Annotated in this window: 27 protein-coding genes; 15 read left to right on the top strand and 12 right to left on the bottom strand. The window is 67.5% G+C overall.

Going from position 1 to position 24,970, the window contains the following annotated elements; translation table 11 throughout:
- The first annotated feature begins 2 nt into the window (after positions 1 to 2).
- The 3 genes from tpiA (at position 3) to DR843_RS06685 (ending at position 1,501) form a co-directional block, all read left to right on the top strand.
- Positions 3 to 791 (top strand): triose-phosphate isomerase, encoded by a 789-nt coding sequence (gene tpiA / locus DR843_RS06695; RefSeq protein ID WP_109684666.1) that lies wholly within the window; start codon positions 3 to 5, stop codon positions 789 to 791.
- 23 nt (positions 792 to 814) lie between these two features.
- Positions 815 to 1,057 carry a preprotein translocase subunit SecG gene (gene secG / locus DR843_RS06690; protein WP_109684665.1) on the top strand — a complete coding sequence of 81 codons (243 nt, stop codon included), beginning with the start codon at positions 815 to 817 and terminating at the stop codon, positions 1,055 to 1,057.
- 93 nt (positions 1,058 to 1,150) lie between these two features.
- Positions 1,151 to 1,501: an RNA polymerase-binding protein RbpA gene (locus DR843_RS06685; RefSeq protein WP_109684664.1), complete on the top strand. Its 351-nt coding sequence runs from the start codon at positions 1,151 to 1,153 to the stop codon at positions 1,499 to 1,501.
- Positions 1,502 to 1,557: 56 nt separating this feature from the next.
- Here the strand turns inward: DR843_RS06685 and pgl are convergent, their stop codons facing one another.
- Genes pgl through tkt form a run of 5 tightly spaced genes read right to left on the bottom strand, consistent with a single transcriptional unit; the run spans position 1,558 to position 8,433 of the window.
- Positions 1,558 to 2,316 carry a 6-phosphogluconolactonase gene (gene pgl, locus DR843_RS06680; RefSeq protein WP_109684663.1) on the bottom strand — a complete coding sequence of 253 codons (759 nt, stop codon included), beginning with the start codon at positions 2,314 to 2,316 and terminating at the stop codon, positions 1,558 to 1,560.
- A 5-nt stretch (positions 2,317 to 2,321) separates the two neighbouring features.
- Positions 2,322 to 3,557 (bottom strand): glucose-6-phosphate dehydrogenase assembly protein OpcA, encoded by a 1,236-nt coding sequence (locus tag DR843_RS06675; protein WP_109688661.1) that lies wholly within the window; start codon positions 3,555 to 3,557, stop codon positions 2,322 to 2,324.
- The gene (gene zwf, locus DR843_RS06670; RefSeq protein WP_109684662.1) at positions 3,554 to 5,098 is read right to left on the bottom strand and encodes a glucose-6-phosphate dehydrogenase; all 1,545 of its coding nucleotides are present in this window, start codon (positions 5,096 to 5,098) and stop codon (positions 3,554 to 3,556) included. The genes DR843_RS06675 and zwf overlap by 4 nt, the downstream gene beginning before the upstream one ends.
- Positions 5,099 to 5,121: 23 nt before the next feature.
- Complete coding sequence (tal, locus tag DR843_RS06665; protein ID WP_109684661.1) at positions 5,122 to 6,234, bottom strand: transaldolase; 1,113 nt, start codon at positions 6,232 to 6,234, stop codon at positions 5,122 to 5,124.
- 45 nt (positions 6,235 to 6,279) lie between these two features.
- On the bottom strand, positions 6,280 to 8,433 hold the full coding sequence (tkt, locus tag DR843_RS06660; protein WP_245934035.1) for a transketolase: 2,154 nt from the start codon (positions 8,431 to 8,433) through the stop codon (positions 6,280 to 6,282).
- A 250-nt stretch (positions 8,434 to 8,683) separates the two neighbouring features.
- Between tkt and DR843_RS06655 the strand changes: the two genes are divergently transcribed.
- Positions 8,684 to 9,622, top strand: a complete 939-nt coding sequence (locus DR843_RS06655) for a heme o synthase (RefSeq protein ID WP_245934215.1) — start codon at positions 8,684 to 8,686, stop codon at positions 9,620 to 9,622.
- Between the two features lie 21 nt (positions 9,623 to 9,643).
- Here the strand turns inward: DR843_RS06655 and DR843_RS06650 are convergent, their stop codons facing one another.
- From DR843_RS06650 to DR843_RS06630, 5 genes are all read right to left on the bottom strand, one after another.
- Positions 9,644 to 10,021, bottom strand: coding sequence for a LiaF domain-containing protein (locus DR843_RS06650; protein WP_109684658.1), 378 nt, complete (start codon positions 10,019 to 10,021; stop codon positions 9,644 to 9,646).
- A 68-nt stretch (positions 10,022 to 10,089) separates the two neighbouring features.
- On the bottom strand, positions 10,090 to 11,010 hold the full coding sequence (locus tag DR843_RS06645; protein WP_109684657.1) for a COX15/CtaA family protein: 921 nt from the start codon (positions 11,008 to 11,010) through the stop codon (positions 10,090 to 10,092).
- On the bottom strand, positions 11,010 to 11,774 hold the full coding sequence (locus DR843_RS06640) for an ABC transporter permease (RefSeq protein WP_109684656.1): 765 nt from the start codon (positions 11,772 to 11,774) through the stop codon (positions 11,010 to 11,012). The genes DR843_RS06645 and DR843_RS06640 overlap by 1 nt, the downstream gene beginning before the upstream one ends.
- On the bottom strand, positions 11,771 to 12,487 hold the full coding sequence (locus DR843_RS06635) for an ABC transporter ATP-binding protein (protein ID WP_109684655.1): 717 nt from the start codon (positions 12,485 to 12,487) through the stop codon (positions 11,771 to 11,773). The genes DR843_RS06640 and DR843_RS06635 overlap by 4 nt, the downstream gene beginning before the upstream one ends.
- 37 nt (positions 12,488 to 12,524) lie before the next feature.
- Positions 12,525 to 12,791: a hypothetical protein gene (locus DR843_RS06630; RefSeq protein ID WP_146202502.1), complete on the bottom strand. Its 267-nt coding sequence runs from the start codon at positions 12,789 to 12,791 to the stop codon at positions 12,525 to 12,527.
- Positions 12,792 to 12,819: 28 nt separating this feature from the next.
- Here DR843_RS06630 and DR843_RS06625 point away from each other — a divergent pair, with 28 nt between their 5' ends.
- The 10 genes from DR843_RS06625 to DR843_RS06580 are packed head-to-tail and all read left to right on the top strand — an operon-like array spanning position 12,820 to position 21,497.
- Positions 12,820 to 13,824: a glycoside hydrolase family 3 N-terminal domain-containing protein gene (locus DR843_RS06625; protein WP_281268892.1), complete on the top strand. Its 1,005-nt coding sequence runs from the start codon at positions 12,820 to 12,822 to the stop codon at positions 13,822 to 13,824.
- Complete coding sequence (locus tag DR843_RS06620; protein WP_109684652.1) at positions 13,812 to 14,939, top strand: glycoside hydrolase family 3 N-terminal domain-containing protein; 1,128 nt, start codon at positions 13,812 to 13,814, stop codon at positions 14,937 to 14,939. The genes DR843_RS06625 and DR843_RS06620 overlap by 13 nt, the downstream gene beginning before the upstream one ends.
- A gap of 57 nt (positions 14,940 to 14,996) precedes the next feature.
- A complete protein-coding gene (locus DR843_RS06615; RefSeq protein WP_109684651.1) occupies positions 14,997 to 15,686 on the top strand; it encodes a helix-turn-helix transcriptional regulator in 690 nt (229 codons plus the stop codon).
- The gene (gene sufB / locus DR843_RS06610; RefSeq protein ID WP_109684650.1) at positions 15,683 to 17,101 is read left to right on the top strand and encodes a Fe-S cluster assembly protein SufB; all 1,419 of its coding nucleotides are present in this window, start codon (positions 15,683 to 15,685) and stop codon (positions 17,099 to 17,101) included. The genes DR843_RS06615 and sufB overlap by 4 nt, the downstream gene beginning before the upstream one ends.
- Complete coding sequence (sufD, locus tag DR843_RS06605; RefSeq protein WP_109684649.1) at positions 17,101 to 18,300, top strand: Fe-S cluster assembly protein SufD; 1,200 nt, start codon at positions 17,101 to 17,103, stop codon at positions 18,298 to 18,300. The genes sufB and sufD overlap by 1 nt, the downstream gene beginning before the upstream one ends.
- Positions 18,297 to 18,635: a non-heme iron oxygenase ferredoxin subunit gene (locus tag DR843_RS06600; protein WP_109684648.1), complete on the top strand. Its 339-nt coding sequence runs from the start codon at positions 18,297 to 18,299 to the stop codon at positions 18,633 to 18,635. Before sufD ends, DR843_RS06600 begins: the two co-directional genes overlap by 4 nt.
- 21 nt (positions 18,636 to 18,656) lie before the next feature.
- On the top strand, positions 18,657 to 19,421 hold the full coding sequence (gene sufC, locus DR843_RS06595) for a Fe-S cluster assembly ATPase SufC (protein ID WP_109684647.1): 765 nt from the start codon (positions 18,657 to 18,659) through the stop codon (positions 19,419 to 19,421).
- Positions 19,418 to 20,740, top strand: coding sequence for an aminotransferase class V-fold PLP-dependent enzyme (locus DR843_RS06590; protein ID WP_245934033.1), 1,323 nt, complete (start codon positions 19,418 to 19,420; stop codon positions 20,738 to 20,740). The genes sufC and DR843_RS06590 overlap by 4 nt, the downstream gene beginning before the upstream one ends.
- Positions 20,740 to 21,174 carry a Fe-S cluster assembly sulfur transfer protein SufU gene (gene sufU / locus DR843_RS06585; RefSeq protein WP_109684646.1) on the top strand — a complete coding sequence of 145 codons (435 nt, stop codon included), beginning with the start codon at positions 20,740 to 20,742 and terminating at the stop codon, positions 21,172 to 21,174. Before DR843_RS06590 ends, sufU begins: the two co-directional genes overlap by 1 nt.
- The gene (locus DR843_RS06580; RefSeq protein ID WP_109684645.1) at positions 21,171 to 21,497 is read left to right on the top strand and encodes a metal-sulfur cluster assembly factor; all 327 of its coding nucleotides are present in this window, start codon (positions 21,171 to 21,173) and stop codon (positions 21,495 to 21,497) included. Before sufU ends, DR843_RS06580 begins: the two co-directional genes overlap by 4 nt.
- 45 nt (positions 21,498 to 21,542) lie before the next feature.
- Here the strand turns inward: DR843_RS06580 and ypfJ are convergent, their stop codons facing one another.
- Positions 21,543 to 22,475 carry a KPN_02809 family neutral zinc metallopeptidase gene (gene ypfJ / locus DR843_RS06575; protein WP_109684644.1) on the bottom strand — a complete coding sequence of 311 codons (933 nt, stop codon included), beginning with the start codon at positions 22,473 to 22,475 and terminating at the stop codon, positions 21,543 to 21,545.
- Positions 22,476 to 22,537: 62 nt separating this feature from the next.
- On the opposite strand from ypfJ, the gene DR843_RS06570 reads away from it, so the two are divergent.
- Entirely contained in the window at positions 22,538 to 24,136 is a 1,599-nt protein-coding gene (locus DR843_RS06570; RefSeq protein WP_109688658.1) for an ABC-F family ATP-binding cassette domain-containing protein, read from the top strand.
- 8 nt (positions 24,137 to 24,144) lie between these two features.
- Here the strand turns inward: DR843_RS06570 and DR843_RS06565 are convergent, their stop codons facing one another.
- Positions 24,145 to 24,966 carry an SURF1 family cytochrome oxidase biogenesis protein gene (locus DR843_RS06565; RefSeq protein WP_245934032.1) on the bottom strand — a complete coding sequence of 274 codons (822 nt, stop codon included), beginning with the start codon at positions 24,964 to 24,966 and terminating at the stop codon, positions 24,145 to 24,147.
- Positions 24,967 to 24,970: the final 4 nt, after the last annotated feature.

Here is a 24,970-nt window from a genome sequence, read left to right as displayed (position 1 = left end):
CCATGGCTCGCACGCCGCTCATCGCCGGAAACTGGAAGATGAACGTCGACCACCAGCAGGCGACTGTCCTGGTGCAGAAGTTGGATTGGACGCTGCGCGACAAGAAGCACGACTTCGATGCCGTCGAGGTCTGCGTGGTGCCGCCGTTCACGGACCTGCGCTCGGTGCAGACCCTCATCGACGGGGACAAGCTGTCGTTGCTGCTCGGTGCCCAGGATCTTTCGCCGTACGACGAAGGCGCCTACACCGGTGACATCTCCGGTGTGTTCCTGCGCAAACTCGGCGTCAGCTACGTGCTGGTCGGGCACAGCGAACGTCGAGAAGGTCACGGCGAGACCGACGACGTCGTGGCCGCCAAGGTGAAGGCCGCGTTCCGTAACGAACTCGTGCCGTTGCTGTGCGTGGGCGAGTCGCTGGAGGTACGCCAGGCCGGTGAGCAGGTCGCCCACGTGGATGCCCAGATCGTGGCCGCCTTCGAGGGTCTGAGCGCCGAGCAGGCCGCCACTGTCGTTGTCGCCTATGAACCGATTTGGGCGATCGGCACCGGTGAGGTGGCCACCCCCGATGATGCCCAGGAAGTCTGCGGCGCCATTCGGGCCAAGCTGGCCGAGCTGTACGACGAGGCGACAGCCGACGCCGCACGTGTCCTCTACGGCGGTTCGGTGAAGTCCGGCAACGTTGCGTCGATCATGGCCCAGCCCGACGTCGACGGGGCTCTGGTGGGCGGTGCATCGCTGGATCCGGTGGAGTTCGCGGCCATCTGCCGCTACCAGGCGCACGTCACCGCCTGATTCACCGTTTACACTCGACGTCTGTGGAAGCCGTAAAGATTGCGCTCGAGGTCGTCGTTGCCATCACGAGTCTGTTCCTCACCCTGCTGATCCTGTTGCACAAGGGCAAGGGTGGCGGATTGTCGGACATGTTCGGCGGCGGCGTCTCCAGCAACCTCGGCGGATCCTCAGTCGCCGAACGTAACCTCGACCGGTTGACGTTGGCCGCCAGTCTGTTGTGGGTGCTGGCGATCATCGGGTTGGGTCTGCTCGTCCGTTTCAGTTAGCTCCGGTTCAACTCAGGTCCGGTTCGGTTAAGAATCCGGCTGGCGGGCATCGGGGGTTGCCTACTGGTCCGGTCAGGCATCAGGAGGAATTACGTGGCCGGTGGTAACGCGATCCGGGGCAGCCGGGTCGGAGCGGGTCCGATGGGGGAGGCCGAGCGTGGCGAGGCAGCTCCGCGCGTCGTCGTGGCGTACTACTGCGCGAACGAGCACGTGACGACCCCCAGCTTCGCGCAGGAGCCTGGCATGGTCGTCCCGGAGTTCTGGGACTGCCCGCGGTGTGGTTTCCCGGCCGGTCAGGACCAGGACAACCCGCCGGCACCGCCGAAAGCGGAGCCGTACAAGACCCACCTGGCCTACGTCAAAGAGCGCCGCAGCGACAAGGAAGGCGCCGTGATCCTCGACGAGGCGCTCAAGTCGTTGCGGGACCGCGGCCTGATCCAGTAGCCCGCGAGGTCCTGCTGGCTGGGACGTTCTGGCGGCTGCGAGGACCTCGGCTCGGGCTAGTGGCGCAGCAGGGCCGCTGCGGCCTGGTCGACCAGCCACACCGAGTCGTCGGTGCCGTGCACCCCCGCGGCCGGGACGTCCCACGCCGTTGCCCCGGGTGCGAGAGCCGCGGCGAGGGCGTCCGCCTTCTCGGCACCCGCCACCAGGAACCACACCGCCCGCGTCCGGTTCAGCGCCTCGAAGGTCAGCGACACGCGGGTCGGCGGCGGCTTGGGAGAATCCTCCACCGGTACGGCGATCGCACCGGTGATCCGTTGCGCCGGGTGGTGGGGGAAGAGTGAGGCGACATGGGCATCCGGACCCACGCCGAGCATGACGACGTCGAAGGCGCCGAGGCCGTACCGCCGCAAATCAGCGGCGTAGGCGTCCGCGCTGTCCTGCACTGAACCGCTGCTATCCGGACCGGCCACCCGGTGCACCTTCGCCGGATCGAGTCCCAGCGCGGTGAGCCCGGCGTCGTCGTTCTGGGTGTCATTGCGATCGGGGTGCCCCGCAGGTAGATACCGCTCATCACCCCACCAGATGCGTACCCGGTGCCAGTCGACCGCTTCCCGACCGGGCTGGTTCAGCAGGGACGTGATGATCGTCGAACCCATCGATCCACCGGTCAGGGCCAGTTGTGCCTCTGCCCGTTCGGCTTGCGCGTCGATGATCGCGGTCAGCAAGCGAGCGGCACCGGCGTCGGCGACCGCCTGCTTGTCCGGATGGATGACCACTCTGCTCGGGGCACCTGAGCTCGGATCGGAATGAGTCATGACGACTATTTCTCCGCTTTCGTCGAGGCGCGCTTGGATGCCTTCTTCCGCGCGGGGGCTTTCTTTGCTGCCGTTTTCTTTGCCGTCGTCTTCTTTGCTGTCGTTTTCGTTGTGGCGGCCTTCTTGGCGGTCGCCTTCGTCGCCGACGTCGAAGTTGCTGATTTCCGAGCCGCTGACTTCTTGGCTGTCGGTGCAGAACGCTTGGCCAGGGATCGGGCGGACATCGACGAATCGGCGCGGCGGGCTGCCTTCTTGCCCTCCGCAGTCGCCCGCTGCACAGACGGGGTCTCACCCTTGCGGGTCGCCTTCGCGGACGTCGTACGCGACTGGGTGACCTTCGGCAGTCCCTTCAGCAGCGTCTCCCGGTAGATGTCGTCCTTGTCGAGACGTCGCAGTTCTTCGGCGAGACAGTCGGCTGTGGTCGGGCGATGAAGCGCGAGGCGGCGTACCGGATGGCCGGGCTGACTCAGCGTCGCCTGCTGATCCTCGGTGCGGACCAGGTCTATCGGTCCGCTGGCGCGTTGCAGCCGCACCGAGATCAGTCCGCGCCCGGCGGGGCCGTTGACGCGGCGTACCGGACACTTCAGACAGATCGCCAGCCACCCCGCCAGCAGGTCGGCGCTGGCCGAGTCGGAGGCGCCGGTGACGACGGCCGAGGTGACCGGCTCGTACGGCGGTTGGTCCAGTGCCGCGGCCAGCAGGCCCCGCCAGCGGGTCGCCCGGGACCACGCCATGTCGGTGTCGCCCTCATCGAAGTGCTCCCGACGCTTCTGCAGCTCACGGCGGGGATCCTTGGACGAGGACGCATCCGTGATGCGGCGGTCGGCCATCTTTCCGATCGGCGAGCCCGCCACATCCGAGCCCGGTTCGTGCGGCCACCAGGCGACGACGGGGGAGTCGGCCAGGAGCAGCGGGATCACGGCGGCATCGCCGTGATCGGACAACTCGCCGTACAGGCGCAGCACGATGATTTCGGAGGCACCAGCATCGCCGCCGAGACGGATCTGGGCGTCCATCCGGGCAGCGGCCCGGATGGCGGAGCGGACGACGACGATGATCCGGCTGGGGTGCTGTCGGCTGGCTTGCGCGGCGGCCTCGAGGGATTCCTCCGCGTAGTCCTCGTCGGTGACGATGATGAGCGTCATCACCCGACCGAGGGTCATCGAGCCGGTTTCGTTGCGCAGGCGGACCATCGCCTTGCTGACGTCCTGAACGCTGCTGCTGGGCAGGTTGACGATCACGGCATCCTCCACGTGCGCCCGTCGCGGCGCATCATCACATCGGCGCTGTGCGGACCCCAGGTACCCGCGGGGTACTGCTCCGGGCGCGATTGCCGGGCCCAGAACCGCTCGATCGGGTCCAGGATCTTCCAGGACAACTCGACCTCCTCGTGCCGCGGGAACAGCGGCGGATCACCCAGGAGTACGTCGAGGATCAGTCGCTCGTAAGCCTCCGGACTGGACTCGGTGAAGGCGCTGCCGTAGCCGAAGTCCATCGTCACGTCCCGCACCTCCATCCCGGTGGCGCCGGGCACCTTCGAGCCGAAGCGGATCGTGACTCCTTCATCCGGCTGGACTCGGATCACGATCGCGTTCTGACCCAGCTCTTCGGTGTCGGTGTCCGCGAACGGCAGGTGCGGCGCCCGTTTGAAGACCACCGCGATCTCGGTCACGCGCTTGCCCAGCCGCTTGCCGGTACGCAGATAGAACGGCACCCCTGCCCAGCGGCGGGTGTGCACCTCGAGCTTCAGCCCGGCGTACGTCTCAGTGGTCGAGCGCTTGTTGATGCCGTCCTCGTCGAGGTAACCGATCACCTTCTTGCTGCCCTGCCAACCTGCGGCGTACTGGCCGCGAGCGGTGGACTTGCCCAGGTCATCGGGCAGGCTGACCGCAGCCAGCACCTTCTCCTTCTCCTGCCGAAGTCCGCCGGCGTCGAAGGAATTGGGCTGCTCCATGGCGGTCAGGGCGAGCAGTTGCAGCAGATGGTTCTGGATGACATCGCGGGCGGCGCCGATGCCGTCGTAGTAGCCGGCACGCCCGGCGATGCCGATGTCCTCGGCCATCGTGATCTGCACGTGGTCGACGTAGTGGCTGTTCCACACCGGCTCGAACAACTGGTTGGCAAAGCGCAGCGCCAGGATGTTCTGGACGGTCTCCTTGCCCAGGTAGTGGTCGATCCGGAAGATCGAGTCCGGCGGGAAGACCCGCTCGAGCACTTCGGACAGGGCGCGAGCGCTGGCCAGGTCGTGCCCGAACGGCTTCTCGATCACGACGCGGCGCCACGAGTCGTTCTTCTGGTCGGTCAGACCTGAGGCATCCAGCTGTTGGCACACGGTGCTGAACGAGCCCGGCGGGATGGACAGGTAGAACGCGATGTTGCCGCCGGTTCCTCGCTCCTCGTCGAGTTGCTTGACCGTGTTGGCTAGTTCGGTGAACGCATCCGGGTCATCGAAACTGCCTGGTACGAAACGCAATCCCTCCGACAGGTTGCGCCACACGTCTTCCCGGAACGGGGTCCGGGCGCCAGCGCGGACTGCGTCGTAGACGATCTTGCCGAAGTCCTGGTCCTCCCAGTCCCGTCGGGCGAAACCCACCAGCGCGAAGCTGGGTGGTAACAACCCACGGTTGTACAGGTCGTAGATCGCCGGCAGCAGCTTCTTGCGGGCCAGGTCACCGGTGACACCGAACATCACCATGCAACACGGGCCGGCGATCCGCGGCATGCGGCGATCGTCGGCGTGACGAAGGGGATTGATCCCCCGGGCTACTCGAGCGGGGCTCACCGTCGCTACTCGTCGCGGGGCCCTCAGGCCCGGGCCTTGGACAGTTCGCCGGAGACGGACTCCAGCAAGTCGTTCCAGGACGCCTCGAACTTCTCGATCCCCTCGTCCTCGAGGACCTTCACGACGTCCTCGTAGGAGATCCCGAGCTGGTCCAGCTTGTCCATCACGGCGGTAGCATCGGCGTACTCGCCGGTGACCCGGTCACCGTCGGGCTCGCCGTGGTCGGCGAGGGCGTCCAGCGTCTTGGGCGGCATCGTGTTGACGGTGTCGGCAACCGCGAGTTGCACCACGTAGAGCGTGTCGGGCAGCGCCGGGTCCTTGACGCTGGTGGATGCCCACAGCGGGCGCTGTAGATGCGCGCCGGCGGCCGCGAGGTTCTCCCAGCGCGGGGTGGTGAACACCTCGGTGAACGCCTGGTAGGCCAGGCGGGCGTTGGCGATGCCGGCCTTGGCGTTGAGCGCCGCGGCTTCCTCGGTACCGATCTTCTCCAGACGCTTGTCGACCTCGGTGTCCACGCGGGATACGAAGAACGAGGCGACCGAGCGGATCGTGGACAGGTCCACGCCGGCTTGCTGCGCCTGCTCGAGACCGGACAGGTAGGCGTCCATGACCTCGCGGTAGCGCTCGAGTGCGAAGATCAACGTCACGTTGACGCTGATGCCCGCAGCGATGGCTGCGGTGATCGCGGGCAGGCCTTCGGCGGTTGCCGGGATCTTGATCATCACGTTCGGCCGGTTGACGGTGTCCCACAGTTTGCGGGCGCTGTCGATGGTGGCCTGGGTGTTGCGTGCCAGCCGCGGGTCGACCTCGATGGAGACCCGGCCGTCCTGGCCGTCGGTGGCGTCATAGACCGGGCGCAGGACATCGCAGGCGTTGCGCACGTCGTCGGTGGTGATGACGAAGACCGCCTCGTCGACGTCCGCCCCGTCGGCGGCCAGCGTGCGGACCTGTTCGTCGTACGCCGATCCATCCGAGAGCGCGCCGGCGAAGATCGTCGGGTTGCTGGTGACGCCGACGACGTTCTTCTCCTCGGTGAGCGCCTTCAGCTCGCCTGAGGAAACCAGGGTGCGGGACAGGTCGTCCAGCCAGATGGACACGCCGATGTCGCTGAGCGCCTGGGTGTGTGCGTTGGTCATGGGTGAAGCCTCCTTGTGAAGCCTTGGCGTAGGCGGGGTAAGTGGTCAGGCGGTTGCGTCCGCGATGGACGCTTTCGCGGCATCGACGACGGCTTCGGCGGTGAATCCGAATTTCTCGAAGAGCACAGGTCCGGCGGCACTGGCGCCGAAGTGGTCGATCGCGACCGTGCGGCCGGCGTCGCCGACGAAATCGCGCCACCCCAGCTGGCTGGCAGCCTCGACGCTGACGCGCGCCTTGATCGTGGGCGGCAGCACCTCGTCACGGTAGGACTGGTCCTGCTCCAGGAACCATTCCCGGCACGGCATCGAGACAACACGCGCCTTGATGTCGTCCTGCGCCAGGTGGTCGCGGGCGGTCAGGGCCAACGCCACCTCGCTACCGGTCGCGATCAGGATGACGTCCGGCGGTCCGCCAGCGGCGTCGGCGAGCACGTAGGCGCCCCGGGAGACCCCGTCGGCACTGGCGTACTCCGTGCGGTCCACGATCGGCAGGTTCTGCCGGGTGAGGGCCAGACCGGCCGGCCGGTCCTTGTGCTGCAGGATCGTGCGCCAGGCAATGGCCGTCTCGTTGGCGTCCGCGGGACGGACCACATCCAGCCCCGGGATGGCGCGCAGCGCGGCGAGGTGCTCGATCGGCTGGTGCGTGGGGCCGTCCTCGCCGAGGCCGATCGAATCGTGCGTCCAGACAAACGTGACCGGCAGTTGTTGGATGGCAGCCAGGCGTACGGCGGGTCGCATGTAATCGGAGAACACCAAGAAGGTGCCCCCGTAGGGCCGGGTGAGTCCCTCCAGCGCAATGCCGTTCAGGATCATGCCCATGGCGTTCTCGCGGATCCCGAAGTGCAGGGTGCGACCGTAGGGGCCGCCCTTCCACTCGCGGGTTTCGACACCTTCGGGCAGGAAGCTGGGCTCACCCTCCATGGTGGTGTTGTTGGACTCGGCCAGGTCGGCCGAACCGCCCCACAACTCGGGCATCACCGGGGCGAGCGCGGACAGGATCTTGCCCGACGCGGCCCGGGTCGCGATGCCCTTGGCGTCGGCGTCGAACACCGGGAACGCATCGGCGAACCCAGTGGGCAGCTCACCCGCGACCAACCGGTCCAGCAGGTCGGCAGCGGCCGGATTGTCCGCACGCCACTTCTCATAGCCCGGTTGCCATGCCTCGTGCGCAGCCTTGCCGCGGGCGGCGACCTCGCGGACGTGGGAGATGACCTCGTCGGAGACCTCGAAGGACTTGTCGGGGTCGAAGCCGAGCAACTTCTTGGTGGCCGCGACCTCCTCGTCGCCGAGTGCTGCGCCGTGCGCCTTGCCGGTGTCCTCCTTGGTGGGCGCCGGGTAGCCCAGGACCGTGCGCAACACGATGATGCTGGGCTTGTCGGTGACTGCCTGCGCGGCCTCGATGGCGGCGTACAGCGCGTCCACGTCCTCGACGTACGTGCCGTCCTCGGCGCGGGAGGTGCGCCAGTCGACGATCTGGGTGTGCCACTGGTACGCCGCGTACCGGGCCGCGACGTCCTCGGAGAAGGACACGTCGGTCTGGTCCTCGATCGAGATGTAGTTCTCGTCGTAGAACAGCGTCAGGTTGCCCAGTTTCTGTCGACCGGCCAGCGAGGACGCCTCACTGGAGACGCCTTCCATGATGTCGCCGTCGCTGGCGACGACGTAGATGTGGTGATCGAACGGGCTCTCACCGGGTGCGGCGTCGGGGTCGAGCAGACCCCGCTGCCGACGCTGGGCCATCGCCATACCGACGGCCGAGGCCAGACCCGAACCGAGCGGGCCGGTCGTGATCTCGACACCGACGGTGTGGTGCACCTCAGGGTGGCCGGGGGTCTTGGACCCCCAGGTGCGCAACGACTCCAGGTCAGAAAGTTCCAGGCCGTAACCGCTGAAGTAGAGCTGGATGTACTGGGTGAGGCTGGAGTGGCCGCAGGAGAGCACGAAGCGGTCCCGGCCCAACCAGTGCGGATCGGTCGGGTCGTGCTTCATGACCTTCTGGTAGAGCAGGTAGGCCAGTGGCGCCAGGCTCATCGCCGTGCCGGGGTGGCCGTTGCCGGTTTTCTGCACCGCATCTGCAGCGAGGACACGGATCGTGTCGACGGCGCGGATGTCCAGGTCACTCCAACCGACCTGGTCGGCGATCGGACGGGCAAGAGAGGGGTCGCGCTGGGCGATCGGGGACTGGGTTTCGACACTCACTGGTGGAGACTCCTTCGGCGGGACGTAGGCCGCATAACCGTTCCCCTCGAGCCTAGTCCTGCCGCGGCGAACTGCCGAGGTCGCGTCGCCCCGATGAGGGTCACGACGCGGGAGGCTAGGATGGGAAAAGCGCTTGCGAGCGCGTTCTCTTCCTCGACCACCGGCCGCCCCGCGCCGCTTCCATGACAAGGACATCGTGACCGCGATCCGCCCGCACTCCGGTGCCGAGGAGACGGCAGCGGTGGATCCGATCGGTGGCGAGGCTGACACTCCGGACACCGGTCTGCGCACTTGGCGCACGGTCGTGCGGGACTACGTGGCGTTGACCAAGCCGCGGATCATCGAGCTGCTGCTGGTGACGACGTTCCCCGTGATGTTCCTGGCCGACCGCGGTGTGCCGTCGGTCTGGCTGATCCTCGCGACCCTCGTCGGTGGCACGTTGTCGGCCGGCTCGGCGAACGCCTTCAACTGCTATCTGGATCGCGACATCGACGCCAAGATGCACCGGACGCAGAACCGCCCGCTGGCCACCGGCGCGATCCGACCAGGCTCTGCACTGGTCTTCGCGACGACCCTCGGCGCGATCTCGGTGTTGTGGCTCGGGTTGTTGGTCAACTGGCTGTCCGCCGCCTTGTCGTTCGCGGCGATCGTGCTCTACGTCGGCTTCTACACGATGCTGCTCAAGCGCCGTACCGCGCAGAACATCGTCTGGGGCGGCGTGGCGGGGTGCATGCCGGTGCTGATCGGGTGGGCGGCCGTTCGTAACAGCCTGGATTGGACCCCCGTCGTGCTCTTCCTGGTGGTGTTCTTCTGGACGCCACCGCACTACTGGCCGCTGTCGATGCGGTTCAAGGACGACTACGCCGCAGCGGGTGTGCCGATGTTGCCGGTCGTCGCCGAGGACGTAGCGGTCGGCCGCAAGATCGTCGCCTACGCCTGGGCGACGGTGATCACCACCTTGGTGCTGATCCCGGTGGGCGACATGGGCCTGATCTACACCGTGGTGGCCGTTGCCTCCGGGGCGGTCTTCTTGCGCGAGTCACACCTGCTGCTGGCGCGCGCCAAGGCTGGGGCGCCGTACTCGGTGCTGAAACCGATGCGGCTGTTCCACTTCTCGATCAGCTATCTGACCCTGGTCTTCCTCGGCGTGGCGATCGACCCGCTGCTGCACCTGACGCCCTGGCACTGACCCGCGGTGGCCCTGGCCTCGTCAGGCCTGCTTCGAGCGCAACGGCCAGATCGGCTTCTTCGGTCCGCGTACCTCCACCGATCCGGCGGTCGTCGATCCGGTGAGCCGCATGATGATCCGCGGGTCGTCGGGATTGCCCTTGCGGTGGTCCTCGTAGCTGCCCAGGTTGGTCGTGATGCTGCTCTCCACCCAGACGTCGGCCGGTACCCGGATCTCCAGCGAGCCGCCGATCAGATCGACCAGGATGTCGACCGTTTCGTCGACGAATTCGGCCTGTGTGAAGTCGAGTTCGACCGACCCGAGGCGGCGTTTGATCGACACGTAGCGCGGCACCTGCCACAGTCCGGAGCGTTTGGTGCTGCCCATGGTGCCGTTCAGGTGCAGGGTGCGATCGGTCATGGCAACAGTCTGTCCGACCCCACCAGCAGATGACAGGACCAGGTGTCCTGTGCCGCAGGTGACATTCGTCAGTGGTCGTGCGGTCGCTCGCGCAGGCTGAGCATCGCCCAGGTGACGAAGACCACCAGCAGGCTGGCTCCGAGCATGTGCAGCAGGACCAGCGGTGCAGGCACCCCGAGGAAGTACTGGGTGTAGCCCAGCACACCCTGCGCCAGGATCACGAGCAGGACCCAGAGCCAGTTACGCCACGGCTGGGAGTCCTTGGCGGTCAGGCGAACCGCGATGAGTACGGCGAGCACCAGACCCAGGAGCAACATCACGGCATCGGCGTGCAGCCAGGAGGTCGTGCGCGGATCGATGTCCAACCGGGCAGGCTGCGAGGCGTCGCCGGAGTGCGGACCGGACCCGGTGACCATGGTGCCCAGCACCAGGACGATCACGGTCATCACCGAGGCTGCGACCGCGAGCCAGCGGATCTCCTTGCGCACCAGCCACGTTCGCGGTGCGTCACCTTCGCGTTCACGCCAGACCAGCCACGCCGAGCCGCAGACGAGCAGCATCGAGGTCAGGAAGTGGATCGCGACGATCGCCGGGTTCAGCTTGAGGTGGACGCTGATACCGCCGACGACCGCCTGGATCGCGATGCCCAGGATGATCAAGCCGACCGGCAACAGCAGCCCCTTGCGGTCGCGGGCCCACAGCCAGATCGCGACGAGCAGCGCGATCGCCACGACACTGACCACGCTGGTCAACGTGCGGTTACCGAATTCGATGTACTTGTGCCAGGACTGCTCCTGGTGCGCCACCGGTACGTAGGAACCCGGCACGCACTGCGGCCAGGTCGGGCAGCCCAGACCGCTGCCGGTGAGCCGGACGAGCCCGCCGGTGCAAACGATGAGCACTTCGACGACCAGGTTGAGCCAGACCAGGAAGCGCAACACGCGGTGCGTCGGCACGGCTCGCGGCAGCACCGGAAGCAACGTGCCCATCAGTCGCTCCACCGGAAGAACCGAGCGGTGAGCGCCGTGGCCGCTGCGCCCCACACGACCAGGACCAGGATGGGGATCACCAGCGAGGTGTCGTGACCTTGCAGCGCGGCGCGCAGCCCGTCGCCGAGGGCACCCGACGGCAGGTACCGGACGACCTCGCCGAGGCCGCCGAGCCGAGCGGTCGGGATCAGCAGGCCCCCGCCGGCCGCCAGCAGGATCCAGATCAGGTTGGCCACCGCCAGAACGCCCTCTGCGCGCAAGGTGCCCGCCAGCAGGAGAGCGAGGGCCACCCAGGTCCAGGTGCCCAGGATGAGCAGCAGGACACCGGCCAGGATCCCGGGCAGGTGCGGTCGCCAGCCGAACCCGATCCCGATCGCGGACAGCACGACGGTCTGGATCGCCACGACGGTGAGTACGGCGAGTGCTTTGCCGGCCAGCAGCCCGCCCCTACCGAGGGGGCTGGCGCCGAGTAGCCGCAACACGCCGTACCGACGATCGAAGCCAGTGGCGATCGCCTGCCCGGTGAAGGCGGTGGAGACCACGGCGAGCGCCAGGACGCCCGGCACGGCGACATCGATGCGTCGGCCCGGTCCGAGCGAGGGGATGGTGGAGACGGCGAGGCCGATGAGCGCCATCACCGGCAGCACGACGGACACCAGGAGTTGTTCGCCGTTGCGCAGCAGGGTCTGCGCCTCGTAGATCCCCTGGGCACGGACGCGGGCAGCGGGGGAGGGCAGGCCCGAGGTCACGGTCGTGGTCGTCATCGGTGGTGCACCGGCCGGGTCAGGTCGAAGTAGGTGTCGGCCAGGGAGGATCCCGCCGAGACGGTCGCCGGAGTGCCGGCAGCCACGACCCGCCCCGCAGCCATGATCACGATGTCGTCGGCCAACTGCTCGGCTTCCTCGAAGGAGTGGGTTGTCACCAGGACCGCGCAGCCGCGGTCGCGTTCTTCGCGCACCAGGTCCCAGACGTCCAGCCGGGCGTGCGGATCCAGACCGGCGCTCGGCTCGTCGAGGAAGGCCACGGCCGGTCGGGGGAGCAGGGCCGCCGCGAGCGCAACCCGTTGGCGCTGCCCACCGGACAGGCGTCGTACCGCGGTCTTCTCGAACTCGGCCAACCCCAGCCGGTCGCGCAGCTGCGGTAGTCGGCCGGTGTCGGGGTAGAGCCGGGTGAGGTGGGTGAGGAAGCGGCCGGCCGCGACGCTGCCGGGCAGTCCACCGTCCTGCAACATCACGCCGACCTGGGCCCGGTGGCTCGCGTCAGCGCCCCACGGGTCGACCCCGAGCACCCGGATCGACCCGGAGTCGGGTCGCCGCAAACCTTCGGCCATCTCGATGATGCTGGTTTTCCCGGCCCCGTTGGGGCCGAGCACACAGGTGACCCGGCCGGCGTGGGCCGACCAGGTCAGGCCGTCCAACGCGCGGGTGGTTCCGTACGAATGCACGACGTCGCGGATCTCAACTGCTGCGGACGTCACAAGGCTCGATTCTAGGCGAGCGGGTCAGGTGCCTCGGTTAGGGTCGGTCCGTGACCAGGCGCGCGCGGATGGTGACGATCGCTGGGGGTGTGGTGACCCTCGCCGCGTGTAGCTCGCCGGTGGCCATCCCGCAGGCGTCGGATGCGGCCCCAACGACGCCCTCGTCGGTGTCGGAGCAGCCCACCAGCACCGGGTCGACGCCCAGCAAGTCGTCGTCGAGCACGCCGACACCGAGTGCGTCGACATCGAGTGCGTCGACATCGAGCACGCCATCCTCCAGTTCTTCCTCCGCGGGGGGCTGCACGCCGGCGGAGGTCGTCGCGCACCTCGGTCTGGACGAGCAGGTCGGCCAGATCTTCATGGTGGGCAATCCCGTGGGGTCCGTGAGTCACCAACTGTCGGGGTGGGCGACGCGCCATCACGTGGGCAACGTGATGCTGACCGGGCGCAGTACGGCGTCCGTCGGCCAGATCGCGGATCTCACCTCCGACCTGGGGCGGCTGACGACGGTCTCTGGAATCCGGCCGTTCATCGCCACGGACCAGGAGGGTGGCAACGTCCAGGTGCTCAAGGGCCCGGGCTTCGATCGGATGCCGTCGGCGCTGGTGCAAGGTGGCTGGAGCCCAGCACGGCTGATCGGGCGCGCCGGGGCGTGGGCGCGGCAGTTGAAAGCGGCTGGGGTGAACATGAACCTCGCGCCGGTCGCCGATACCGCGGCAGCCGGGGCCAACAACCCGCCGGTCGGCGATCTCCGTCGGGAGTTCGGCCACACCCCGCAGGCGGCGGGACAAGGAGCGGCCGCGTTCGCCAGGGGTCAGCTGGCCCAGGGCGTCGCCGTTAGTGTCAAGCACTTCCCCGGGCTGGGTTCGGTGACCACCAACACGGACTTCTCCGCGCGGGTCGTCGACTCCGTCACGACCAGGAACTCGCCGTCGATCCAGGCGTTCCGGCAGGTGATCGACGCCGGGGTGCCGTTCGTGATGGTGTCCTCCGCGACGTACCAGAAGATCGACCCCGACCATCTGGCGGTGTTCTCTCCGACCGTTCTGACCTGGCTGCGCCAGGGCCTCGGCTTCTCCGGAGCGGTCATCACCGATGACCTCAGCGGCGCCAAAGCACCACAGGTGCTGCCTGCCGGGCAGCGAGCGGTCACGGCGATCGCCGCCGGCAGCGACCTGCTGCTGCTGTCGGCGCAGCCGCAGGTGCTGCCGAAGATGTGGCAGGCGGTGCACGACCGCGCCACCTCCGACACCGGGTTCCGCGAACAGCTCAGCCAGGCCGCGACCCGGGTGATCGCGGCCAAACAACGGATGGGTTTGGTCACATGCGACTTTTGATCGCGGCGATGGGCACACTGACGATGACGGCGCCGACGATTGCGCTGCCCGCAACGGCGCACGCGGCAGGTTGTTCGGCGGCCACCGTGGTGTCCCGGCTGACCCTGGCCCAGCAGGTCGGTCAACTGTTCATGGTCGGCAATCGGGTCGGGTCGGTGAGTGCGACGACCCGCCGGCAGGTCGCCACCTACCACGTGAGCAACGTGATGCTGACCGGGCGCTCGCACGCAGCCCTGGGCTCGGTGGCCGGTGTCAACCGGTCGTTGCAAGCGCTGACGGGCACCTCGACCGCGGGCGTGCGGCTGTTCATCGCCACCGACCAGGAGGGCGGATACGTGCAGGTGTTGCAGGGGTCGGGTTTCGATCGGATGCCACCTGCCCTCGCCCAGGGTGGCTGGTCGGCGGCGACGATCCAGGCGAGGGCGGCGCGGTGGGGGAGCCAGTTGCGGGCTGCGGGGGTGAACATGAACCTCGCCCCGGTCGCTGACACGGTTCCGGTGGGCCGCTGGAACCCGCCGATCGGCAGTTTCCAGCGTGAGTTCGGTCACACCTCAGCGACGACGACAAAGGGGGCAGTGGCCTTCACCAAGGGCCAACTGCAGTCGGGCGTCGCGGTCTCGGTGAAACACTTCCCCGGCCTCGGCCTGGTGTCGGCGAACACGGACACCACCGCCAACGTGGTCGATGCCAACATCACGGTCCGCTCGCCGTACGTCAGGTCGTTCGTCGCAGCGATCCGGGCCGGCGCACCGTTCGTGATGATGTCGTCGGCGCGGTACAGCCGGATCGATAACAGCAACCCCGCGGTCTTCTCCAGTCGCATCATCGGCTGGTTGCGCGGGCAGTTACGGTTCGCCGGCCCGATCATCACCGATGACGTCAGCGCCGCCAGGGCGCCATCGATCTACCCGCCCGGAGTCCGGGCAAGCAAGGCCATCGCCGCCGGCGACACGATGCTCCTGGTGTCCGCTGCTCCGTCGACGTTGCCAGCCATGTGGCAGGCGGTCTATCGACGGGCGACGACGAACGCCGCGTTCCGGGCCACGGTCCGGGCGGCTGCGCTGACCAACCTGACGGCCAAGCAGTCCCGCGGACTGCTCGGCTGTCGCCTCTAGCACAGGTAAGGCTGGCCTGCCTAGAAGTGTTCCGGGTAATTAGGTAACACTCATGTTGTGAATATCGAGACGGGCACCCGCCAGCGGGTGCTTCGTACCGTCTCGGAGCAGGGCCCGATCACCGCTGGCGAACTCGCCGAACTGCTCGAGGTGACACCCACGGCGATCCGGCGGCATCTCGATGCACTGGTGGCCGAGGGGCAGTTGTCCGAGCGCGATACCCACCGTGAGCAGCACGGCGAACGTCGCCGGGGTCGACCGGCCCGGGCTTATGTCGTCACGGATGCCGGGCACTCGCGGCTGCGATCGGACTACGACGACCTCGCGGCCGACCTGCTGGCCTTCCTGGCCGAACAGGGCGGCGACGAGGCCGTGCAGGCCTACGCCCGGCGACGGGCAGCCGTGATCGCCGACAGCCTCGATCTGCCGGACGCGGGCACGGTGGCTGAGCGCACCGAAGCGCTGGCGACGGCGCTCAACGGCAAGGGCTTCGCCACGTCCACCCGCCCGTTGGGTGCGGGCGTGCAGTTGTGTCAGGGGCATTGCCCGGTGCAGCACGTGGCCGAGCAGTTCCCTGCCTTGTGCGAAGCGGAAACGGAAATGTTCTCGCAGGTGCTCGGTGTTCACGTACAGAGACTGGCTTCGCTGGCACACGGAGACCACGTGTGCACGACCTTCGTGCCGACACCTGCTCAATCAGGCAGTGGTCAGCACCCTCACTCCACCACCGGAAGGGACGAATCATGAGCACGATCGAAGAGCTCAACCCCGGCTTGGAAGGCATCGGACGGTACGAGTACGGCTGGGCCGACTCCGATACCGCCGGCGCCAGCGCCCGCCGTGGCCTGTCGGAGGACGTCGTCCTCGACATCTCCGGGCGCAAGAGCGAACCGGAGTGGATGACCAAACTCCGCCTCAAGGCGCTGTCGCTCTTCGACAAGAAGCCCATGCCGTCCTGGGGGAGTGACCTGACCGGGATCGACTTCCAGAACATCAAGTACTTCGTGAAGTCCACGGAGAAGCAGGCGACCACCTGGGACGAACTGCCCGAGGACATCAAGAACACCTACGACAAGCTGGGTATCCCGGAGGCGGAGAAGCAGCGCCTCGTGGCCGGTGTCGCCGCCCAGTACGAGTCCGAGGTCGTCTACCACCAGATCCGCGAGGACCTGGAGGAGAAGGGTGTCATCTTCGTCGACACCGACACGGGTCTGCGTGAGCACGAGGACCTCTTCAAGGAATACTTCGGCTCCGTCATCCCCGCCGGCGACAACAAGTTCGCCTCGCTGAACACCGCTGTGTGGTCGGGCGGTTCGTTCATCTACGTGCCCAAGGGTGTCCACGTCGACATCCCGCTGCAGGCCTACTTCCGGATCAACACCGAGAACATGGGCCAGTTCGAGCGCACCCTGATCATCGCCGATGAGGACTCCTACGTGCACTACGTGGAGGGCTGCACCGCGCCGATCTACCAGTCCGACTCGCTGCACTCCGCGGTTGTCGAGATCATCGTCAAGAAGAACGCCCGGGTGCGCTACACGACCATCCAGAACTGGTCCAACAACGTCTACAACCTGGTGACAAAGCGCGCGACCTGCGAGGCCGGCGCCACCATGGAGTGGATCGACGGCAACATCGGCTCCAAGGTGACCATGAAGTACCCGGCGGTCTTCCTGCTCGGGGAGCACGCCAAGGGTGAGACCCTCTCGATCGCGTTCGCCGGTGAGGGCCAGCACCAGGACGCCGGTTCCAAGATGGTGCACGCCGCGCCGAACACCAGCTCGACCATCGTGTCCAAGTCCGTCGCCCGTGGCGGTGGCCGCACGTCGTACCGCGGGCTGGTCCAGGTGCTGCCCGGGGCAACCAACTCCAAGTCCTCGGTGGTGTGTGACGCGCTGCTGGTCGACCAGATCAGCCGCAGCGACACCTACCCCTACGTCGACGTCCGCGAGGACGACGTGCAGATGGGTCACGAGGCCACCGTTTCCAAGGTGAGCGAGGACCAGATGTTCTATCTGCAGTCCCGCGGTCTGACCGAGACCGAGGCGATGGCGATGATCGTGCGCGGTTTCGTCGAGCCGATCGCCCGGGAGTTGCCGATGGAGTACGCCCTCGAACTCAACCGCCTCATCGAACTGCAGATGGAAGGAGCCGTCGGCTGATGTCGTTGCTGACGCCCGAGAAGAGCACCTCGAAAACTCACGTCGACCCGTCCGCTCAGGCCAGCGGCGCGGTCATCCCCGACCAGTCCCGCGCCGAGCGCAAGACCTCGTTCGACGTCGCCGACTTCGCGATCCCGAACGGTCGCGAGGAGGAGTGGCGCTTCACCCCGGTCGACCGTCTCGGTCCGCTGTTTCGGGACGAGGCCACCGGCGAGTGCCTCACCTGGTCGCAGGAGCTCCCGCTGGGCGCGACCCTGAGCACCATCTCGGTGCAGGAGTGGCGCGACCTCGGCCTAGCGATCCCGGCCGACCGGGCCGCCGCGGTCGCGGCGGCGCACTCCGGTGGCGTCGCGGTGCTGGACATTGCCGCCGAAGCGGAACTGACCGAGCCGGTGCGCATCGACCTGACCGGTGCCGAGCGCAAGACCGTGCACGGTCACCTGCTGGTCCGCGTCGGCAAGCACGCGCACGCCACAGTGGTGCTCAGCCACCACGGCATCGCCGACTACAGCGAGGTGCTGACCGTCGAGGTGCAGGACGGCGCGAACCTGACCCTGGTGACGACCGCCGAGTGGCAGGACGAGGCGATCCACCTCGGCCAGTACGACGCGATCGTGCGCCGCGACGCGACGTACCGGCACATCGCGGTCACCCTGGGCGGCGCCATCGTGCGGCTCAACACCAACGTCACGTACGACGGACCGGGCGGCGACGCGACCCTGCTGGGCGTCTACTTCGCCGACGCCGGGCAGCACCTGGAGCACCGCTCGTTCGTCGACCACAACGCGCCGCGATGCACCTCGTTGGTGACGTACAAGGGTGCGCTGCAAGGGGATTCGGCCCACACCGTCTGGGTGGGGGATGTGTTGATCCGCGCCGAGGCCGAGGGCATCGAGACCTACGAGCTGAACCGCAACCTGGTGCTGACCGATGGGGCCCGCGCCGATTCGGTGCCGAACCTGGAGATCGAGACCGGTGAGATCGAGGGCGCGGGCCACGCGTCGTCCACCGGCCGGTTCGACGACGAGCAGTTGTTCTACCTGCAGGCCCGCGGCATCCCCGAGGACGCGGCGCGTCGGCTGGTCGTGCGCGGCTTCTTCGCGGACATCGTGGCCAAGATCGGTATCCCCGAGATCGTCGACCCGCTGATGGAGGCGATCGACCGCGAGCTCGCGGCTGGCTCGAAGGCCGAAGCATGAGCGACTTCGTCCGTGTCTGCGCCCTGGCGGAGCTGACCCGCAATGCGCCGGCGCTGGCGGAGATCGATGGCCGACCCGTTGCGATCGTGCGCGACGAGGACGACCACGTCCACGCGGTCGACGACACCTGCTCGCACGCGAACGTCTCGCTGTCCGAGGGCGAAGTCGACGGTTGCACCATCGAGTGCTGGCTGCACGGCTCCGCCTTCGACCTGAACACCGGTGAGCCCACCAGCCTGCCGGCCACCGAACCCATCGCCGTCTACGCCGTGAAGGTGCAGGAGGGCGACGTGCTGGTCGACGTCACCACCTCCGTCAACGGCGTCCCCGTCTGAATCACTGAAGAAGGAAGAACCATGTCCACGCTTGAAATCCGTGACCTGCACGTCACCGTCGAGACCGAACAAGGCACCAAGGAGATCCTCAAAGGGGTCGACCTGAGCGTCTCCTCCGGCGAGACCCACGCGATCATGGGCCCCAACGGTTCGGGTAAGTCCACGCTGGCGTACAGCGTCGCCGGGCACCCGAAGTACACCATCACCCAGGGCAGCGTGACCCTCGACGGCGAGGACGTCCTGGCGATGTCCGTCGACGAGCGGGCCCGCGCCGGCCTGTTCCTGGCCATGCAGTACCCGGTCGAGGTTCCGGGGGTCACCGTGAGCAACTTCCTGCGGACCGCCAAGACCGCGATCGACGGCGAGGCGCCGAAACTGCGCACCTGGGTCAAGGACGTCAAGGGCGCCATGGAGAACCTGCGGATGGACACCGCCTTCGCCGAGCGCAACGTCAACGAAGGCTTCTCCGGTGGTGAGAAGAAGCGCCACGAGATCCTGCAGTTGGAGTTGCTGCAGCCCAAGATCGCGATCCTGGACGAGACCGACTCCGGTCTTGACGTCGACGCGCTGCGCATCGTCTCCGAGGGCGTCAACCGCGCCAAGGACAACACCGACCTGGGCGTGCTGCTGATCACCCACTACACGCGGATCCTGCGCTACATCAAGCCGGACTTCGTGCACGTCTTCGTCGACGGCAAGGTCGCCGAAGAGGGTGGCCCCGAACTGGCCGAGCGCCTGGAGAACGAGGGCTACGACCGCTACCTGCAGGGGGCGACCGCTTCGTGACCACACACGCCGACCCCGGCGTGGCCACCCCGGATGCGACCGCGCTGGACCTGAGCACGATCCGGGCCGACTTCCCGATCCTCGCGCGCACCGTGCGGGACGGGAAACCGTTGGTGTACCTGGATTCCGGTGCAACCTCACAGAAGCCGCGGGTCGTCATCGACGCCGAACGGGACTTCTACGAGCAGCACAACGCGGCCGTCCACCGTGGCGCGCACCAGCTCGCAGAGGAAGCGACGGACGCCTTCGAGAGCGCCCGCGCCCAGGTCGCTGCCCTCATCGGGGCGGCGCCGGACGACGTGGTCTTCACCAAGAACGCCACCGAGTCGCTGAACCTGGTCACCTACGGCCTGTCCAACGCGCTGGCTCCCGGCGCCCTCGATGGTGTGGATCCGGCGATCGCGGACCGGTTGCGGATCGGTCCCGGCGACGAGGTCTGCATCACCGAGATGGAGCACCACGCGAATCTGGTGCCGTGGCAGGAGTTCTGCCGTCGGACCGGTGCCACGCTGCGCTGGATCCCGGTGCTGCCGGACGGCACCCTCGACCTGGCGGCCGCGCCGATCGGTGAGCGCACGAAGGTGCTGGCCTTCACGCACGTCTCCAACGTTGTCGGCACCATCAATCCGGTCGCCGAGTTGGTCGCGCGGGCCAGGGCCGTCGGTGCGCTGTCCGTGCTCGACGCCTGCCAGTCCGTGCCGCACCTGCCGGTCGACGTGACCGACCTCGGCGTGGACTTCCTGGCCTTCTCCGGGCACAAGATGCTCGGTCCCTCCGGGATCGGGGTGCTGTGGGGTCGCCCGGAGTTGCTGGCCGCGTTGCCGCCCTTCCTGACCGGTGGCTCGATGATCGAGTTGGTCACGATGGAGAAATCGACGTACGCCGCGCCGCCGCAACGCTTCGAAGCGGGCGTCCCGATGGCGGCCCAGGCCGTCGGTCTGGGCGCCGCCAGCCAGTACCTTGCCGGTCTTGGTATGGACAACGTTGCCGCACACGACCGGGCCTTGGTCACCTACACCCTGGAGCGCCTCGCGGAACGACCGTGGGTACGCGTCCTCGGTCCGACCGATCCGCAGATCCGCTGCGGCGCAGTGGCATTCACGATCGAGGGAGTGCACCCGCACGACGTGGGGCAGATCCTCGACGACGCGGGGGTCGCCGTCCGCACCGGCCATCACTGCGCTTGGCCACTGCACCGCGCGCTGAAGGTGCCGGCGTCCACCCGAGCCAGTTTCGCGCCGTACACCACGTTCGCGGAGATCGACGCCTTCGTCGACGCGCTCGACCGGGTGCCGGTGGTCTTCGGATTGGACGTGTGATGGACCTGTACCAGGAAGTGATCCTTGATCACTACAAGCATCCGCAGCACGCCGGGCTTCGGGAACCGTTCGACGCCCAGGTGCACCACATCAACACCACGTGCGGTGACGAGATCACCCTGCGGGTCGACGTCGATGGTGACGTGGTCAAGGACGTGTCCTACGACTCCACCGGCTGCTCCATCTCGGTGGCGTCCGCCTCGGTCCTCGCCGAAGAAGTCATCGGCCATTCGATCACCGAAAGTCTGGCCACGTACGAAGCGATGAAGGCGATGTTGACCTCGCGGGGTCAGGATCCGGGCGATGAGGAACTCATCGGCGACGGGGTCGCGTTCGCCGGTGTCGCCAAATACCCCGCGCGGGTCAAATGCGCTCTGCTGGCGTGGTCGGCCTATCTCGACGCGCTCAGCCGCACCCAGGAGGAAACCGCATGACTGAGACCACCAACCCTGTCAACGTCGCGGACGTCGAAGAAGCGATGCGCGACGTCGTCGACCCCGAACTCGGGATCAACGTGGTCGACCTTGGGCTGGTCTACGGCATCACGGTCGACGGTGAGGCCAACGCTGTGCTCGACATGACGCTGACCAGTGCGGCCTGCCCGCTGACCGACGTCATCGAGGACCAGACGGCCGCCGCGCTCGAAGGTCTGGTCTCCACGCACCGCATCAACTGGGTGTGGATGCCGCCGTGGGGTCCGGACAAGATCACCGACGATGGCCGCGAGATGCTGCGCGCCCTGGGCTTCAACATCTGAGGGCTCGACGCCGCGCTGATCGCGCCCCGAAGCTCAGCCCAGCGGTCAGCCCAGTGAGGCTGCGTTGAACGTGTCGCAACGGTTCAGGTCGCCGGTCGAGTAGCCGGTGTAGAACCACTTCTGCCGCTGCGCCGAGGTGCCGTGCGTGAACGTGTCCGGGCGGACCCGGCCCGTCGCCTGGGCCTGGATGTGATCATCGCCCACCGCAGCAGCCGCGGACAGCGCCGACCTGATGTCGGTGTCGGTGATGTCCTTGATGTAAACGTTGCCCTGGGAGTCGGTGGTCTGCGAGGCGTACCGGACCCACAGACCGGCGTAGCAGTCGGCCTGCAACTCGGTGCGCACCGACGCACTGTTGGCACCCTGGGGGTCCTGCTGCGAAGCACCCAGCACCCCGAAGATGTTCTGGATGTGGTGACCGTACTCGTGCGCGATCACGTATTCCTTGGCCAGCGCACCGGTGTCGGCGCCGTACTTACTGCTCAACTCCTGGTAGAAGGAGACGTCCACGTAGACCTTCTGGTCCAGCGGGCAGTAGAACGGGCCCATGTCGGAGGTCGCCGTGCCGCAACCGGACTGCGTCTGACCGGAGTACAGGACCGTCTTGGCCGGGGTGTAGTTCTGGCCGTACTTGGGTAGATACCCCGACCAGAAGTTCTGCACACTGTTGACGGTCGCGATCACCCGGCAGGTGTCGTTGCTGTTGGCGTCCGCGCCGGTCTTGCATTCGCTGAACTGGTCGGTGATGGAGCCGGAGTTCGACGAGACCTCACTGGTGTTGTCCAATGCGTTCGAGGTGCCGCTGGACCCCAACAGGTTCCCCCCGAAGATGGCGGTCAGGATCATGATGATGATGCCGCCGATACCGCCGATCGCCACGCCCCCGCGGCCGACCCCGCCGCCGCCGCCGTAGCCCCCACCTGATCCACCGGACTGCACCTGCGAGGTGTCGAGTCCGACGTTGTCGTTGAACGTCATGGGCTGATCATCACCGTTAACGATTGGGGGTGCAAGCGGGCGCGCGACTAGAATCGCTTCACGTGATCGTAGCGACCGACATCGAACTGCGTGCCGGTTCCCGACTCCTGTTGTCCGACGCCAGCTTCCGGGTGGCTGCGGGTGATCGCATCGGCCTGGTCGGCCGTAACGGGGCGGGCAAGACGACCCTGACGAAGGTCCTGGCCAGCCAGAGCCAACCGGCGGCGGGCTCGGTCACCTCCAGCGGCGAAGTCGGCTACCTACCCCAGGACCCGCGCACCGGCGACCTGTCCGTAATGGCCCGCGACCGCATCCTGGCCGCCCGCTCCCTTGACGTGATCGTCCGTGACCTCGCTGTCTCCGCAGCGCAGATGGGTGAGGACGATCCGGCCGTCGCCGAGCGCGCGATGCGCCGCTACTCCCGGCGGGAGGCCGAGTTCGAAGCCGCCGGCGGGTACGCCGCGCAGTCCGAGGCCGCCGCCATCGCCTCGAGTCTCGGGTTGCCCGAGCGCATCCTCGAACAGCCGCTGTCGACGTTGTCCGGTGGTCAGCGCCGCCGGGTCGAGCTGGCCCGGATCCTCTTCTCCGGCGCGGAAACGCTGTTGCTGGATGAACCCACCAACCACCTGGACGCGGACTCCATCGTCTGGTTGCGCGACCACCTGGCCAGCTACTCCGGCGGGTTGATCATCATCAGCCACGACGTCGATCTGCTGGAGAAGGTCGTCAACCGGGTGTTCCACCTGGACGCCAACCGACAGGTCATCGATCAGTACAACGTCGGGTGGAAGACGTACTTACAGCAGCGCGAGACCGACGAACGCCGGCGCAAACGCGAACTGCAGAACGCGCAGAAGAAGGCCGCGACCCTCCTGGCCCAGGCCGACAAGATGCGGGCGAAAGCGACGAAGGCCACCGCTGCCCAGAACATGGCCCGTCGGGCCGAGCGCCTGCTGAATTCGGTGGAGGGTGAGCGTCAAAGCGACCGGGTTGCCAAACTGCGGTTCCCCAAGCCGGCGCCCTGCGGGAAGACGCCGCTGATGGCCGACGGCCTGTCCCGCTCCTACGGCTCGCTGGAGATCTTCACCGACGTGGATCTGGCCATCGACCGTGGATCGCGGGTCGTGGTCCTCGGTCTGAACGGGGCCGGTAAGACCACGTTGCTGCGGATCCTGGCCGGTATCGATCCACCGGACACCGGTGTCGTGGAGCACGGGCACGGGCTGCGGCTGGGCTACTACGCCCAGGAGCACGAGAACCTCGATATGGATCGCACCGTGCTGGACAACATGAAGTCCGCGGCCCCCGAGCTGGGGGAGACCGAGACCCGCAAGGTACTCGGCTCGTTCCTGTTCAGCGGGGACGACGTCGACAAACCGGCCGGGGTGTTGTCCGGTGGCGAGAAGACCCGGCTGTCGCTGGCATTACTGGTGGTGTCCTCCGCGAACGTCCTGCTGCTCGACGAACCGACCAACAACCTCGATCCGGCCTCGCGGGAGGAGATCCTGGGCGCCTTGCACGCCTTCGAAGGGGCCGTGGTGCTGGTGACTCACGACGAGGGCGCGGTGCACGCGCTGGAGCCGGATCGGGTGCTGCTGCTGCCCGATGGTGTGGAGGACCTGTGGGGTCCGGACTACGCCGACCTCGTGGCGTTGGCCTGAGGCGCCGATTACTCGTCTTCCTCGTCCCAGATCCGGACCTTCTTGGCTTTGACCGGCCGGGGTGGGCTCGCCTGCGGTGTGGCCGGCGCGCGTTCATCCCGCAGCTCCCGCCGGGCGCGCATGATCACGAACCCGTAGCCGGCGATCATGCCGATCCACCACTGGATCGCGTACGACAGGTTGATCCCGGCGTAGGAGCCCGGGTCCGGCTCGGGCAGCGCCGCGGGTCGGGCGGGGGAGTCGCCCGCCGCCGTACGTTCCGATTGCATGAGGACGTAGTTGCTGCTGACCACGTCCGACGCACTCAGCCCGGCTGCCGCGACGATGTCGGGCAGATAGATCGAGGCCACCTGGCGGGGGACCGCCGGCTTAGCCAGATTGGGTTCGAACGGGCGAAGCCAGCCGACGACCGTGACCTGACCGGAGGGTACGGCGGGCACCGAGTCGGGCGCCGATGCCGTCGCTCCGTTGGGGACCCAGCCGCGGTCCACGATCACGATGCCTGCTCCATCCGCGGCGGAGGTGAGCCGCAAGGGGACGAGAACCTCGTAGCCGAAGTCTCCGTCGTTGGGCCGGTTGCGGGCCAGGACCTGCTGATCGGCGAGGTAGGTGCCGGTCATGGTGACCCGCAACCAGTTGCGGCCGCTGCCGACGCCGTCGGCCAACGGAACCGGGGTGGCGTCGTAGTTGACGTGCAGTTGTTCCTGGGCGGTGTGCTTGTCACTGAAGCGATGCCACTGCCACAACCCGAGGAAGAAACAACCGACGGCCCAGACCGTGGCGACCAACAACCAGGTCAGCCACCGCCGTTCGGTCAGCTTCGCAAGCACCCCC

Origin of the sequence: Branchiibius hedensis (genome assembly GCF_900108585.1) — a bacterium.
In the GTDB taxonomy this organism is placed as follows: Bacteria; Actinomycetota; Actinomycetes; order Actinomycetales; family Dermatophilaceae; genus Branchiibius; species Branchiibius hedensis.
Note: the sequence above shows the minus strand (reverse complement) of the source record. Positions and strands in the feature narration are given on the sequence as shown.